Genomic DNA, 13,978 nt, shown 5'->3' with positions numbered 1-13,978 from the left:
CCCACGACGGGAGCGGCAACGCGCCGCCCCGGCGACGGTCTGGGGGATCGTCTAGCGGTAGGACAGCGGACTCTGACTCCGCCAGCCTAGGTTCGAATCCTAGTCCCCCAACCAACTCTTCGAAAATTCCTCCAAAATCAGCCGCGTGGTTCCGCCGCCCCTGCAACGGTCTGCAGGCAGTGCTTGCATGGCTGCGGCCAAAATCTGCTGCGTTCCATAGCTCTCCGCGAGTCGACAGCAGCCGGGAAAAGGACTTTCCCTGGCCGGTTCGTTGGCGCAGCGCCGGAGGATTTGCGGGAGGGTGTCGTCACCAGCCGTGGTAATGGCGATGCCCATAAGGCCGCCCATAATAGCCCCAGGCGGGCGGCGGCGCGTAGTGCCGGTAATGGGGGCGCTCGTAGTAGCCGTAGCTGTAAACGGCCGGGGGCGGCGCCTCGACAACGTAGCAGCCGGTGAGGAGAATTCCGGTCAGGGCAAGAAGGGACAGGGTGCGGAGCGTCATGGTTGACCATCGTGTGGCTTGCTCGCCGTAAGCCCCCGCGAGGGGCCTTACACGGTCATGAACGCGCTGCCCTGCCCCTTTATTCCATAGCCCTGTTCCATGGAACTCTCCGGGTCTACTTCGTCGCCCCTGTTCCGGCCCCCTCCTCGAACAGTTCCCGGAACGGCTTGCCGCGCGATCCCGGCACCTCGGTGAGGATCAGCGCGAAATCCACGCCCTCCAGACCTGGCGTGTGCAGGACCTCGGTGATGCGGAAGGTGAACAGCGTTCCGCTCTCTTCGAACTGGACGGCGTCACCGGACCGCGGCGGCAGGCGCAATGTCTTGTCGCTCCAGACAGGCTTCTGCCCCTCGCGGGCGAGCAGGCAGCGGCATTGAATGCTCACGCACGTTCTCCTCAGAACGGTGGGCCGGGCGGCATGTCTGCTGAGGGTGAGGCGCAAGCGGGCGAGGTCAAGGGCCGTTCGCGACGAAAACCGGCCGGTCACACCCTCCGGGAACCGCTATTCCTTCTTCTCCGATTCATCGTCCCCGCCCCGGAACGGCGCGGTGATCACATGCGCGGTGCCGGCCGCGACATCGCCGGCGATGCTGACCGCCGATCCGGCGACGCTCGCCGCGGTGTCGACCGTCGCCACGACCACGCCGCAACCGGCCAAGCTGAAAAGAGCAACGAACGACAGCGTAAGGCGAAGCATGATTGGGTTCTCCGGAGGAGGAAGGGGGCGCGCATCATGCCCGGCCAGCCGTCGGCACCGCCGTGATGAATTGCGGCCGCCCTCTTATTGGTGCCGTCCTCTTGGTTATGCCCCTCAATTGGTTATGATTGGCCAATCATAACGATGGGGAGGAGACGGGCATGGCCGTCCCGGCGGGCGCGGAGCCGGTGACGCTCTACGCCGCTACGCCGCCATCATCGAGGGCATCATCGACACCGCCGCCACGGAATGAGGGAGCGCGCCATGCCCGTCCCCCTCGCCCATTCCCGCCCAGCCGAGGGCACCAGCTTCCCGGCTGCAATCAACCAGTCCACCATCACATGGCTGGTGGCGGAGGAGGCGCCGGTCGCCTTCGCCCTCTTGCTGGAGTACCAGCCGATGAACCGCGCCAACCGCTCCCTGCACGCGGCGGCCTGGTGCGATCCCGCGGGCCGCATCCTGCTGGCCCGCGAGGATGTCGGCCGGCACAACGCGCTGGACAAGCTGGCCGGCGCGCTCGCCACGGCCGGGCACGACCGGGCGGCGGGCTTCGCCGTGCTGAGCAGTCGGTGCAGCTTCGAGTTGGTGCAGAAGGCGGCGGCGGTCGGCATTCCGCTGCTGGCGACCATCTCCGTCCCCACCGGCCTCGCCCTGACGCTCGCCCGCAAAGCCGGCATGGTTCTGGCCGCCCGCGCGCGCGGCGACGGTGTCATGCTGTTCCGCTGCCCCCGGCACACGTCCCGCCCGCGCCTGTTGGTCCCATGATCGGACACACAATCCACGGAGCATGGCCATGTCCAAGGCGGAATCGAAAAAGCAGCAGATGGCGGCGGGCGCGGCGCTCGCCGCGAAGCGCGGCGAGAAGCCGGAATCGAGCCTGCGCGGCGCCTCGAAGGAGATGGCGAAGTCGATGACCGAAGAGGAACTGCGCGACCTCGCCTCCACCAAGCGCAAGGATTTGCCGGAACGGGAGTCGAAGGACTGAGTCCTTTAAAAAGCCCTCGCCCGGCTCCGCCGGGAGAGGGGGGGGGGCCCACCGCGAAGCGGTGGGAGGGTGAGGGCAAGGTCAATCCGAAAATCCCTGGCCCGCATTCCCTGTATTCTCGGCAAAACCTTGCCCTCACCCTCCCGCACCTTTGGCGCGGGCCCCTCCCTCTCCCATCGGAGATGGGCGAGGGGACTTTTGGCCGTGCGGGCGCCCCAACGTCAGGCACGCCTCACGACGGTCCGGACGGTCACGGCCTCCGCCTCTTCCAGAGCGCGGCGCATGGCATCCTCGTCGGTGAAGCGGCCCCGCAGGCGGCGCCCCTCGCAGACCAGTTCGACGCGCTCGCCCGCGAAGGGCCATGGCTCCGCGACCAGTTCCGCGACATCGCCGGACGGCGAGCGGAGGTGGAGTTCGGTGCGCCCCTCGCCCGTGGTCGGCACGTTGGGGATTCGTGCCTCGCCCCCGATGCCCCAGCAGATTTCCAGCGACATGCGGTCCACCGCGCCGACCAGCAGCCGGTTGCGCTCCACCACCGGTGGGGCGAGATGGGCCGCGTAGCACGGGTCTGCGGACAAGGCGTCGATGCAGGCGCGCTGGAAGCGGTGCTGCTCCTCCAGGAAGCGGCGGACGAGTGCTGCGTCCTCCGGCGTCGCCTTGTCGAAGTCGAAGAAGGTTCCGTAGATCGTGTCCGCGTGCAGCGACACGAGCAAGGCCGGATAGCGCCCATAGGCCAGCGCGCGGCGCACGCCCTCCGTCCAGAGGCCCGTGTGAATCGTGGGGCCGAGTTCCTGGAAGCCGTGCGGCCGGCCGGTCTTTTGGTTCAGGGTCGGCTCCGTCTCCCAGGACAGCCAGCCGATGTCGTGCTGCTCCGCCCCCAGGCAGACCTCTTCGTGCGGCGACGGCGGGGCGAAGGCCTCGTTGCCCCAGGCGCGCAGCAGTTGGCCCGAGAGCCATGCGTGGCTCGGCTGCGGAATGGCGATCACGCCGTCGTGGTCATCTCGGAAGGGCATGGCGCGGAACAGCATGGCGGCACCTCCGACACCGACAACAGTCGGCGCCGACTTATCGCTTTGGCATTCCCGGCATGCTGACCTTTTCATAGCCGGACGGCACGCGGAACAGGGCCGCGTCCTGCGGGGCGACCTCCAGCCGGGTGACCTCCAGCACGGTCTTCGCCGCCTTGCCCTCGCCGCTGGTGACGCGCAGGACGATCCCGTCGGCGGTGATGCAGGAACTGTCCGTGCCCTTGCTCACGGGGTCGGTGTAGGACCACACCTCGCAGGCGTGGCCGGCCACGCGGTCCTGGCCGGTCTTGCGCGCGGTCAGCGCCCCGGATTTGGGCAGGCGCACGGGACCGCCGCCCGCCCCGACCTCCATGGCCGTCTTCTCCTCCTCCATCAGCATCACGCCCGTGCCCTTGCGCGCGTCGAACAGGAAGGCGACCTTTTCGCCGTCCATGGCCATGTCCACGCGCATCACGCCGTTCTTGTGCCGGTAGAGCGCCGGCCCCTCCATCCCGTCGATGCGGACCTGGGCGGCGTAATCCACCTTCGGCACCGGCATCTCCTCCGCGGCCAGCGGGGCCGCAAAGCTCACGGACAAGGACACCAAGGCCAGGACAGCGACGCGCATGGTTCCACCCCCAATTCGGTTGCGGAACTCACTGTAGAAAAGGCAATCGACCGGACACCATGGGCGCGAAAGGGTCAACCCGCCCGGAGGACGCTCGAAGGGCGGGCATCGAAGACGGCCCGGACCATCCCCACATAAGTCCCACAGGCGGCCCAAAGGCAGACAATGCCACAGGCCGCCGAAACTGCTAAAATGCCGGACATGAGCGCCCTGATCTCCTTGAGCCTTTCCCCGCAAGAGCACTGGTGCAACCGTCATGCAGCTTGATTCCTATCTCGGCTTCCGCCCCGGCGACGAGGTTCTGGACGCCGCGGAACTCACGGCCGGAACGGCGCGGATCAAGGCGATCCATCTCGTGAACGACGACCTGGGGCTGGCCGCCATCGCGGTCATGGAGAATGGTGCTGAGCGCTACGTCGTCCAGTTGAAGAAGGTGCCCCGCATCGACCGGGAAGCCCGGACGGACAACGTCACCGCCCTGCATGGCTGAACCCGTAACCACCGGGGAGTCGGGCGAGCCCACCCCGCACGCCCCCTTCGTTCCGCACGACCACCAGATCGAGGCGCGCGACCGCATCCTGGAGCATCGCCGGGCCGGACGGCCGGGCTTCCTGCTGGGCGACCGCACCGGGCTTGGCAAGACGCTGTCGGTGTGGCTCGCCATTGCGGCCATGCCCGAGGAGGTGGTGCTGGTCGTCTGCCCCAAGGGCGCGCTCGCCCACTGGCGCCGCACCATCGCCCGGTCCGGCTGCCCGCCCAAGCGCGTCACCCTCGTCAACTACGAACGGACCAAGTCGCTGCTGAAGCCGGTCGCGGCCAGCACCCGCCGCTCGACGCGCGCCAAGAACAACGAACTCGCCAAGCATGGGGAGCCGAAGCGGACATGGCCCATCGTCGTCTTCGACGAGAGCCACCGGCTGCGCAACCCCGGCGCGCAGCAGACTATGGCCTGCCGCAGCATCGCCGACGCCGCGGCCTTCTGCGTCTACATGAGCGCCACCGCCGGGCAGGCCCCGCATGAGTTGGCTTATCTCGGCGCGCTGCTCGGCCACGCGGCCGGGGTGGACACCGCCGACATCGGCGGCTTCCGCAACCTGATGAAGCGCCTGGGCATCGGCAAGGCCAAGGGGCGCTGGAAGAACTGGTCGTGGGAGCCGAACGAGCGGGACTGCCGCGTCATGGCCGACCTGCTCTACCAGGGTCCGAACGCCATCGGCCTGCGCCGCACGCCGGAAGACATCGCAGGCTGGCCCGAAGTCGAACGGGCGCTGGCCCCGACCGCCTTCGACCGCGAGGAGCGGCGCCTCTACGACGCCACATGGCGCGAGTTCCGGCGGGAGTTCGGGCTGGCCGGCGGCAGCACCCGCCGCCCGCAGGGCTGGGCCGCTGACCTGCGCTTCCGGCAGAAGGGATCGCTGCTGCGCGTGCGCGGCACCGCCGATGTCGTGGAGGAGCTTCTGGACAATGGGCTGAAGGCCGCCGTGTCCGTCGCCTTCCTGGAGACCGCGGCGCTGCTGGAGGACACACTGCGCGGCCGGGGCTGGCGGGTCGGCCGGATCACCGGGGAGAACACGGCCGACGCCAACGAGGCGACGCGCGTCGCCTTCCAGACCGGCGCCCTGGACGTGGTGGTCTTCACCGTGACGGAGTCGATCTCGCTGCACGAAGGGGAGATGCCCGGCGGCGAGGCCCCGCGCGCCCTGGTCGTGCACGACCTGCGCTATTCCGCCATCCAGATGCAGCAGATCGAGGGGCGCTGCCACCGCGATGGCCGCAAGGCGACGGTCTGGTACGCCTACGCCGAGGACACGGTGGAGGAGCGTGTGGCCGAGGCGGTGATCGCCCGCATGGCCTCCATGGACGCCATGGCGGGCGACGACACGTCGCTGCTGGACGACATCTACGCCATCCTCCGCACGACGGTGGAGACCCGCCTCGCGGCCTGATGGAGCGCAAGGCAGCCCAGCCCTTTTGCCGCCTTGCGACCGGCTTCGCGCGTGCCGTACCCTGCCGCGATACCCCGCCTTTGTCACTTTCCGCGCCCATGGAAGCGGCCGACCATTGAGGGTGCGCCGGCCGCGGGTGCACCGGCGCCAGCCTCCCGAGAAGCCTTCATGACGGTCGAACCCTTCAGCCTGATCCTGTCCCTGCTCCAGCAGATGTGCGTCTACCTCGTGGTCGCCTTTCTGTTGAGCCGGACGCCGCTGTTCCTCCCCCTGATGCACGTCACGGTGCGCTGGCCGCACAAGCTGGCCTGCTACCTGATCTTCTCGATGTTCTGCATCATGGGGACCTATTTCGGCCTGCAGATCGACGATTCCATCGCCAACACGCGGGCCATCGGCGCGGTGCTGGGCGGCATCCTCGGCGGGCCGTCGGTGGGCGTGTCGGTGGGGCTGACCGGCGGGCTGCACCGCTACTCGCTGGGCGGCATCTCCGCCACCGCCTGCGCCATTTCCACGGTGGTGGAGGGGCTGATCGGCGGGCTGGTGCACCGGCACATGGTCCGGCGCGGCAAGATCGAGCCCCTGTTCGACCCCGTGCGCGTGGGCGCGGTCACTTTCGTCGCGGAGGTCACGCAGATGCTGATCATCCTGGCGGTGGCGCGCCCGTTCGAGGCGGCGGTGCATCTGGTGGAGGTCGTGGCGGCCCCCATGATCATCGCCAACACGCTGGGCGCCGGGCTGTTCATGCGCATCCTGCTCGACCGCCGGGCGCTGATCGAGAAGGAGTCCAGCGCCTTTTCCGCCAAGGCGCTGAAGATCGCCGCGCGGGCCGACGGCGTGCTGCGCAGCGGCTTCAACGAGGAAAACAGCACCCGCGTCGCCCGCATCATCTACGAGGAAACCGGCGTCGGCGCCGTCGCCATCACCGACCGGGAAAAGCTGCTGGCCTTCATCGGCACGGGCGACGACCACCACCTGCCCGGCACGCCGATCACCTCGCTCCAGACCATGCAGGCGATCGCCAACAACCAGGTCATCTACGCCGACGGCAACGAGGTCTCCTACCAGTGCTCGATCAGCCCGCACTGCCGGCTGGGCGCTTCGCTGGTGATCCCGCTGGTCGGTGAGGACGACCGGGTGATCGGGGCGATCAAGCTGTACGAGCCGAAGACCAAGATCTTCTCCACCATCAACCGCACGCTGGGCGAGGGCATCGCGAAGCTGCTGTCCAGCCAGATCCTCGCCGGCCGCTACGAACAGCAGAAGGCGCTGCTCGCCCAGTCGGAGATCAAGCTGCTGCACGCGCAGGTCAACCCGCACTTCCTGTTCAACACGCTGAACACCATCTCCGCCGTCATCCGCAACGACCCGGAACGGGCGCGCCAGCTGGTGCAGAACCTGTCCACCTTCTTCCGCAAGAACCTGAAGCGCCCCAGCGAGGACGCGACGCTCGGCGACGAGATCGAGCACGTCAACGCCTACCTCCAGATTGAGCTGGCCCGCTTCACCGGCAGCCTGACCGTGGACATCGACGTGCCGGAGGATCTGCGCCGCACCCGCCTGCCGGCCTTCTCGCTCCAGCCTGTGGTGGAGAACGCCATCAAGCACGGCACCTCGCAACTGCTCGGCAGCGGCCATGTGCGCATCGCCGCCGGGCGCGAAGGCGACGACCTGCTGCTGACGGTGGAGGACAACGCCGGCCTGTATGAGGAAAAGCCCGTCGGCCAGGGCCTGGGCATGACCATCGTGGACCGCCGCATCCGCAACCGCCACGGCGAGGCCTACGGCGTTTCCATCGCCTGCGAGCGCGACGCCTTCACCCGCGTGACCCTGCGCCTTCCCCTGGAATCCGTCCCCGCATGATAAACGTCCTGATCGTCGACGACGAGCCTCTGGCCCGCGAGGAGCTGCGCCGCCTGCTGGAAGGCGCTGACGACATCACCATCATCGGCGAGTGCGCCAACGCCATCGAGGCCATCGGCGCCATCAACCGCCAGACGCCCGACGTGGTGTTCCTGGACATCCAGATGCCGCGCGTCAGCGGGCTGGAAATGCTGAGCATGCTCGACCCCGACCGCATGCCGCACATCGTCTTCCTGACCGCCCACGACGAATACGCCGTCCAGGCCTTCGAGGAGCACGCCTTCGACTATCTGCTGAAGCCCGCCGACCCGGTTCGGCTGGACAAAACGCTGCAACGGCTGCGCCGCGCCCTTCAGAACGCCCACGCGCCGCAGGACGTGCGGGTGCTGAAGGGAGCGGCCGAACTGCGGCAGATCCCCTGCGCCGGCCACAACCGCATCACGCTGCTGAAGCTGGAGGACGTGGAATACGTCGTCTCCCGCCCCGCCGGCGTCTATGTCGTCGCCGAGGACGGGCAGGAGCGCTTCACCGAACTGACCCTGCACACGCTCCAGGAAAAAAGCCCGCTGTTCCGCTGCCACCGCCAGCACCTCGTCAACCCGGAGCGCATCAAGGAAATTCGCTTCCAGGACGGCGGCTTGGCGGAAATCGAGACCACCGGCGGCCACACCGTCCCCGTCAGCCGCCGCTTCCTCGGCGCGCTGAAGGAGCGTCTGGGCATCGGGTGATTTCAAACCGGCAATCCGCCCCTCTCCCGCCTCCCGTGGGCGAGGGAAATCAAAAATGCTTCACCGCTAGCCTCGCATGTTCCGGGAGCGGCCGGGCTCCAGGGGCTTGCGGGCCGGGATGGGGGGTGGGGCCGTCTCCTTGCCGGGCTCCGTGAAATAGAGCTGGGCGGCGGCGACAACGGAATGCCAAGGGCGATCGAAGGGAAGGTCGGGCCAGTTGCAGGGAAACAGGCCCGAGATCATCCAGCCCCCCAGCAGCGTCACCGCCAACTGCTCCGAAAAGCCGCCGGTCTTCAGGATGGGCAGGGCGAAGTTGCGGCGGCGCTTGATCGGCCACAGCAGGGGCAGGCCCGCCGGGGTCAGAAGGTCCCCCGCCAGATGGGTGAGATAACCGACCAGAAACGGGATGATCAGGTGCGAGTAGGCGGAGTATTCGCGCAAGGCCCACAGGCAGGCGGCAATGGCCAGCGTCGAATGCGTAATCCCCCGATGGCCGAAGACGCCGGAGATCAGCAGCGACAAGGGCTTCACCCACTGTCCGAGCGTCGATTTCGGGTGGTCGATGTCCGGCGCCAAAGAGCCCAGGATGGCGGCGCCGAAGGCCACCGCGTCGAAGCCGAAGCCCAGCCGCGTCGACACATAGAACCACGTGGCTCCACCGACGATGATGTGGGAAGACGCCATCATGGGCGATCACCACCCGGCGAAAAATAGATCGGCACGGGCCGGATCGGCACGCGATGCCAGTGCCTGTGTGATCACGAGGGTGTCGCCGGATCTTGGGTTTCAGGATCCCAACATTAGGACAGAAGTCGCCTGCGCACAATCCTTTGCAACTGTTGAGGGATTCCGGGGAAGCATGGCGACCATGCACAACGCCGCCGCGGGCGGGAACCCGCGGCGGCGTTGGCGCAGTGACGGATCAGTGCGCGCCGTGGAAGGTGCGGCTGATGACGTCCATCTGCTGCTCGCGGGTCAGCTTGATGAAGTTGACCGCGTAGCCGGAGACCCGGATGGTGAGCTGCGGGTACAGCTCCGGATGGTCCATGGCGTGCAGCAGCGTTTCGCGGTCGAAGACGTTGACGTTGATGTGGTGCCCGCCCTGGGCGAAGTAGCCGTCGAGCAGCCCGACCAGATTGTCCACCCGCTCACCCTCCGTGGGTCCCAGGCCCGAAGGCACGATGGTGAAGGTGTAGCTGATGCCGTCCTGCGCGTGCGCATAGGGCAGCTTCGCCACGCTCGCCATCGAGGCCAGCGCCCCCTTCCTGTCGCGGCCATGCATCGGGTTGGCGCCGGGCGCGAAGGGCTGGCCGGCCTTGCGGCCATCCGGCGTGTTGCCGGTCTTCTTGCCGTAGACCACGTTCGACGTGATCGTCAGCACCGACTGCGTCGGCAGGGCGTTGCGGTAGGTCTTCTGCTTGCGCAGCATGCTCATGAAGGTTTCGACGACCCACACGGCGATCTCGTCCACCCGCGCATCGTTGTTGCCGAAGGCCGGGTACTCGCCCCCGATCGAGAAATCGGTGGCAAGGCCGCGCTCGTCGCGGATGACCGTCACGGTGGCGTGCTTGATCGCCGAGAGGCTGTCGGCGACCACGCTGAGCCCGGCGATGCCGCAGGCCATCGTGCGCAACACGTCGCGGTCGTGCAGCGCCATCTCCAGCCGCTCATACATGTACTTGTCGTGCATGCAGTGGATGGTGTTCAGCGTGTTCATGTAGGCCCGAGCCAGCCAGTCCATCATCGGCTGGAAGCGCGCCAACACCTCGTCATAGTCCAGCACGTCGCCGGTGATCGGGGCGTAGGCCGGGCCGATCTGCTCGCCCGACACCTCGTCCCGGCCGCCGTTGATGGCGTAGAGCAGCGTTTTCGCCAAGTTGGCGCGGGCGCCGAAGAACTGCATCTGCTTGCCGATGCGCATCGCCGACACGCAGCAGGCGATGCCGTAGTCGTCGCCCCAGAAGGGCCGCATCAGGTCATCGCTCTCGTACTGGACGGAGCTGGTCTTGATGGAGGTCTCCGCGCAAAACTTCTTGAAGCCCTCCGGAAGCCGTTCGGACCACAGCACGGTCAGGTTCGGCTCCGGCGCCGGTCCCAGGTTCACCAGCGTGTGGAGCATGCGGAAGCTGTTCTTGGTGACCAGCGTCCGCCCGTCCAGCGCCATGCCTCCGACGCATTCCGTCACCCAGGTCGGGTCGCCGGAGAACAGCTGGTCGTATTCCGGCGTCCGCAGGAAGCGGACCAGCCGCAGCTTCATGACGAACTGGTCGATCAGGGCCTGCGCCTCCACCTCGCACAGCAGGCCTTCGCGCAGGTCGCGCTCGATGTAGATATCGAGGAAGCTGGACACGCGGCCCAGCGACATCGCCGCGCCGTTGGCTTCCTTCACGGCGGCGAGATAGGCGAGGTAGGTCCACTGCACGGCCTCCTGCGCGGTTGCCGCCGGGCGAGCCACGTCGAAGCCGTAAGCGGCGGCCATCCGCTTCAGTTCGCCCAGCGCCTTGATCTGCTCGGAAATTTCCTCGCGCAGGCGCAGCGTCTCCTCGGTGATCTGGTCGAGGTCCAGGGACTTGAGCTGCGCCTTCTTGTCGGTGATGAGGAAATCGGCGCCGTAGAGCGCCAGCCGGCGGTAATCGCCGATGATGCGGCCGCGCCCATAGGCGTCCGGCAGGCCGGTGATGACGCCGGACTTCCGGCAGCGCAGCATTTCCTCGGTGTAGGCATCGAACACGCCGTCGTTGTGCGACTTGCGGATCGCCGGGAAGATCTCGGCCAGCTTGGGGGAGACGGGGAAACCGTAGGCTTCCAGGCTGTTCTTGACCATGCGCCAGCCGCCGAAGGGCATGATGGCGCGCTTCAGGGGCTTGTCGGTCTGAAGGCCGACGATCAGCTCCAGATCCTTGTCGATGTAGCCGGGCGCGTGGGCGGTGATGGAGGAGAAGACCTCCGTGTCGGCGTCCAGCACGCCACCCTTCGCCGCGCGCTCCTCCTTCAGCAGGTCCGTGACCTTGTTCCACAGCAGCTTGGTCTGGCCGGTCGGGTGCGTCAGGAAGGCGCTGTCGCCCTCATAGGGGGTGACGTTGCGGAGGATGAAATCGCGGACGTTGACCTCCGACCGCCAGGTCCCGCCGGCAAAGCCGCGCCAGGGGGCGGGCGGCGGTGCCGGTTCCAGCGACGCGGCGAAGGCTTCCGTCAACAGGGTGTCCATGGTGATGGCCTTTCGCTTTGAAAGGGGGAGCCGCCGCAGGCGCGGCGGCTCACTCGTCTTGGATGCTTCAGGGTTACTCGGCGGGGGTGGCGATGATCCCGGTCGGGGCGGCGGTGCCGCCGATCCGCAGCAGTTCCTTCCACTTCCGCAGCGCGGCGATCAGGATCACGAAGCCGAGCGTCAGCATGATGATGGAGATGCCGGCGTTGAACAGGCTGTGCCCCTTGGCCGCCGGGTTCAGGTAGACGTTGGTGACCATCCAATAGCCGGCGTAGTTCACCGTGACGAACAGGTAGGCCAGCGGGACCAGGCAGGTCAGCATGTAGACCCGCTTCTGCGACAGGCGCAGGATGATGGTGGCGCCGATGATCAGGCCGACCGAGGCCATCAGCTGGTTCGACACGCCGAACAGAGCCCAGACCGAGTTGATGTCGCCCGAGGTCAGCAGGTAGCCCCAGGCCACGCAGGCGAGCACGCTGGCGGTGATGGAGCCGGGCAGCCAGTCAAGGCGCTTCATCGGGGCGTAGACGTCGCCAAGCAGGTCCTGGATCAGGTAGCGGGCGACGCGGGTGCCGCTGTCCACGGCGGTCAGGATGAACACCGCCTCGAACATCACGACGAACTGGAAGAAGTAGGAGGCGAGGCTGCTGAACCACGGGATGCGGGTGAAGATCTCCGTCATACCGACGGCGAGCGTCACCGCACCGCCGGTGCGGCCATAGAGGTCGAGGCCGATGTCCTGGCTGAGGCGCGGCAGGTCGATGACCTGCATGTGCAGCGCCTGGAAGGCGGCGGGGCTGGAGTTGATGGCGAAATAGTCGGCCGGGTGCAGGGCGGTGGCGGCGATCAGCGCCATGACGCCGACCATGCATTCCGCCAGCATGCTGCCGAAGGCCACGGGGCGGATGTCGCTCCACTTGTCGATCAGCTTCGGCGTGGTGCCCGAGCCGATGAAGGCGTGGAAGCCGGAGATGGCGCCGCAGGCGATGGTGATCGAGATGAACGGCCACACCGGACCATTCAGCACCGGACCGCCGCCCGCGATGAAGTCGGTCAGGGCCGGGAAGCGGATTTCGGGGTTGATGAAGACCACACCGACGACCAGCGCGCCGAACACGCCGATCTTCATGAAGCTGGACAGGTAGCCGCGCGGGGTCAGCAGCAGCCACACCGGCAGGGCGGTCGCGAAGAAGGCGTAGACCGGCAGGATCAGCGCCACGGTCTCGGCATGCAGGGTCAGCCATTCGCCCAGCAGCGTGCCCTGGATGTAGGGGCCGGCGAAGACCGACGCGGCGATGGCGGCGATGCCGACCTGGGTGGCGCCCTTGGACGAGCCGCTCAGACGCTCGTAGAGGCCCAGCGCGATGGCGATCGGGATGGTCATGAAGACCGCGAAGGCGCCCCAGGCGTTGCGTTCCAGCGCGTGGACGACGACCATCGACAGGCCGGCCATGGTGATGGTGATGATGAACAGCATCGCCAGACCCGTGCACCAGCCGGCGACGGGGCCGAGTTCGGCCTTGGCGACCTCGGACAGCGATTGGCCCTTGTGCTTCATCGAGGCGAACAGCACGACCGTGTCGTGCACCGCACCGCCGATGACGCAGCCGATCAGCAGCCACAGGAAGCTCGGCAGGTAGCCGAACTGGGCGGCCAGCACGGGGCCGACCAGCGGGCCGGCGGCGGCGATGGCGGCGAAATGCTGGCCGGCGTTCACCCACTTCTTGGTGGGGACGTAGTTGCGGCCGTCCGCCAGGACGTGGGACGGCGTGACTTCCGTATCATCGGCACGGAGCACCTTGCGCACGAAGAACACGCCGTAGAAGCGGTAGCAAAGTGACAGGACGCAGAGTGTCGCGATCACAAAGGTTAGTGCGTGATCCATGACGGCTCTCCTTGGGAGGATCTTGACCCAGCTTTACGCCTCTGCGGCGGAGCTGTGGGCCAGGACGCCGGGAGCGGTGGAATGGGGTGGCGAGCGGTCGCCCACCGGGGGCGAGCGGCGCCGGGGGAAGGCTCAAGCGGCGGCCCGGCGGGGCGGGGCCACGGCGGCGACCACCGCCTGCACGGTGCCGGCGGCCAGCGGGTGCACGCGGTTCACCTCGTTGAAGGCGCTGATCTCGGCGTGGCTGACGTGGGCGAAATGTTCGGCGGCGTTGAGCGCGACCGCCTCGGCGGTCAGCTGGGAGGCCGGGGCGCCGTCCGGCAGGGCGACCGTGACGTACAGCGTAACGGGAACGGCGACGGTCACGGTCTTGCCGGTTATGGCTCTGGGGGAGGTGGTCATGTGAATGCTCCTGATTGGCTGGACGGCACGCTAGAACGGCAGCGCGCGGCCAAGGCGGAGCATCTCGGGAGCGGGGCCGGGGAAAGGGCGAGCGGTCGGAAACGGAGGGCGAGCGGCGGGCCGTCCC

At 67.7% G+C, this 13,978-nt stretch carries 15 protein-coding genes and 1 tRNA gene; 7 read left to right on the top strand and 9 right to left on the bottom strand.

Annotation, left to right across the window (positions count from 1 at the left end):
* Positions 1-40: 40 nt before the first annotated feature.
* A tRNA-Gln gene (locus ACSVC7_RS10830) sits at positions 41-114 on the top strand.
* Between the two features lie 193 nt (positions 115-307).
* Here ACSVC7_RS10830 and ACSVC7_RS10825 read toward each other — a convergent pair.
* The 3 genes from ACSVC7_RS10825 to ACSVC7_RS10815 all read right to left on the bottom strand — a co-directional run bounded on the left by ACSVC7_RS10825 (position 308) and on the right by ACSVC7_RS10815 (position 1,199).
* The gene (locus tag ACSVC7_RS10825; protein ID WP_448204265.1) at positions 308-502 is read right to left on the bottom strand and encodes a hypothetical protein; all 195 of its coding nucleotides are present in this window, start codon (positions 500-502) and stop codon (positions 308-310) included.
* A 115-nt stretch (positions 503-617) separates the two neighbouring features.
* Positions 618-887 carry a hypothetical protein gene (locus tag ACSVC7_RS10820; RefSeq protein ID WP_448204266.1) on the bottom strand — a complete coding sequence of 90 codons (270 nt, stop codon included), beginning with the start codon at positions 885-887 and terminating at the stop codon, positions 618-620.
* A gap of 117 nt (positions 888-1,004) precedes the next feature.
* Entirely contained in the window at positions 1,005-1,199 is a 195-nt protein-coding gene (locus tag ACSVC7_RS10815) for a hypothetical protein (protein WP_448204267.1), read from the bottom strand.
* A 264-nt stretch (positions 1,200-1,463) separates the two neighbouring features.
* Between ACSVC7_RS10815 and ACSVC7_RS10810 the strand changes: the two genes are divergently transcribed.
* Together ACSVC7_RS10810 and ACSVC7_RS10805 are read left to right on the top strand one after the other, a co-directional pair.
* Positions 1,464-1,964, top strand: coding sequence for a formate dehydrogenase accessory sulfurtransferase FdhD (locus ACSVC7_RS10810; protein WP_448204268.1), 501 nt, complete (start codon positions 1,464-1,466; stop codon positions 1,962-1,964).
* A gap of 28 nt (positions 1,965-1,992) precedes the next feature.
* Positions 1,993-2,184 (top strand): DUF3008 family protein, encoded by a 192-nt coding sequence (locus tag ACSVC7_RS10805; protein ID WP_448204269.1) that lies wholly within the window; start codon positions 1,993-1,995, stop codon positions 2,182-2,184.
* A gap of 221 nt (positions 2,185-2,405) precedes the next feature.
* On the opposite strand, the gene ACSVC7_RS10800 is transcribed toward ACSVC7_RS10805, so the two are convergent.
* The gene (locus tag ACSVC7_RS10800) at positions 2,406-3,212 is read right to left on the bottom strand and encodes a DUF3891 family protein (protein ID WP_448204270.1); all 807 of its coding nucleotides are present in this window, start codon (positions 3,210-3,212) and stop codon (positions 2,406-2,408) included.
* A 37-nt stretch (positions 3,213-3,249) separates the two neighbouring features.
* Complete coding sequence (locus tag ACSVC7_RS10795; protein WP_448204271.1) at positions 3,250-3,819, bottom strand: hypothetical protein; 570 nt, start codon at positions 3,817-3,819, stop codon at positions 3,250-3,252.
* Positions 3,820-4,075: 256 nt separating this feature from the next.
* On the opposite strand from ACSVC7_RS10795, the gene ACSVC7_RS10790 reads away from it, so the two are divergent.
* From ACSVC7_RS10790 to btsR, 4 genes are all read left to right on the top strand, one after another.
* On the top strand, positions 4,076-4,309 hold the full coding sequence (locus tag ACSVC7_RS10790) for a hypothetical protein (RefSeq protein WP_448204272.1): 234 nt from the start codon (positions 4,076-4,078) through the stop codon (positions 4,307-4,309).
* Positions 4,302-5,765, top strand: a complete 1,464-nt coding sequence (locus ACSVC7_RS10785) for a DEAD/DEAH box helicase family protein (protein WP_448204273.1) — start codon at positions 4,302-4,304, stop codon at positions 5,763-5,765. The genes ACSVC7_RS10790 and ACSVC7_RS10785 overlap by 8 nt, the downstream gene beginning before the upstream one ends.
* Positions 5,766-5,933: 168 nt before the next feature.
* Positions 5,934-7,628, top strand: coding sequence for a LytS/YhcK type 5TM receptor domain-containing protein (locus tag ACSVC7_RS10780; protein WP_448204274.1), 1,695 nt, complete (start codon positions 5,934-5,936; stop codon positions 7,626-7,628).
* Entirely contained in the window at positions 7,625-8,356 is a 732-nt protein-coding gene (btsR, locus tag ACSVC7_RS10775; RefSeq protein ID WP_448204275.1) for a two-component system response regulator BtsR, read from the top strand. The genes ACSVC7_RS10780 and btsR overlap by 4 nt, the downstream gene beginning before the upstream one ends.
* Before the next feature lie 66 nt (positions 8,357-8,422).
* Here btsR and ACSVC7_RS10770 read toward each other — a convergent pair whose 3' ends face one another.
* From ACSVC7_RS10770 to ACSVC7_RS10755, 4 genes are all read right to left on the bottom strand, one after another.
* Entirely contained in the window at positions 8,423-9,043 is a 621-nt protein-coding gene (locus ACSVC7_RS10770; RefSeq protein ID WP_448204276.1) for a metal-dependent hydrolase, read from the bottom strand.
* Between the two features lie 235 nt (positions 9,044-9,278).
* Positions 9,279-11,564 (bottom strand): formate C-acetyltransferase, encoded by a 2,286-nt coding sequence (gene pflB / locus ACSVC7_RS10765; RefSeq protein WP_448204277.1) that lies wholly within the window; start codon positions 11,562-11,564, stop codon positions 9,279-9,281.
* Positions 11,565-11,637: 73 nt separating this feature from the next.
* Positions 11,638-13,449: a carbon starvation CstA family protein gene (locus tag ACSVC7_RS10760; protein WP_448204278.1), complete on the bottom strand. Its 1,812-nt coding sequence runs from the start codon at positions 13,447-13,449 to the stop codon at positions 11,638-11,640.
* Positions 13,450-13,581: 132 nt separating this feature from the next.
* Positions 13,582-13,851, bottom strand: a complete 270-nt coding sequence (locus ACSVC7_RS10755) for a hypothetical protein (protein ID WP_448204279.1) — start codon at positions 13,849-13,851, stop codon at positions 13,582-13,584.
* Positions 13,852-13,978: the final 127 nt, after the last annotated feature.

The organism is Azospirillum mesophilum, from assembly GCF_053470405.2.
Note: the sequence above shows the minus strand (reverse complement) of the source record. Positions and strands in the feature narration are given on the sequence as shown.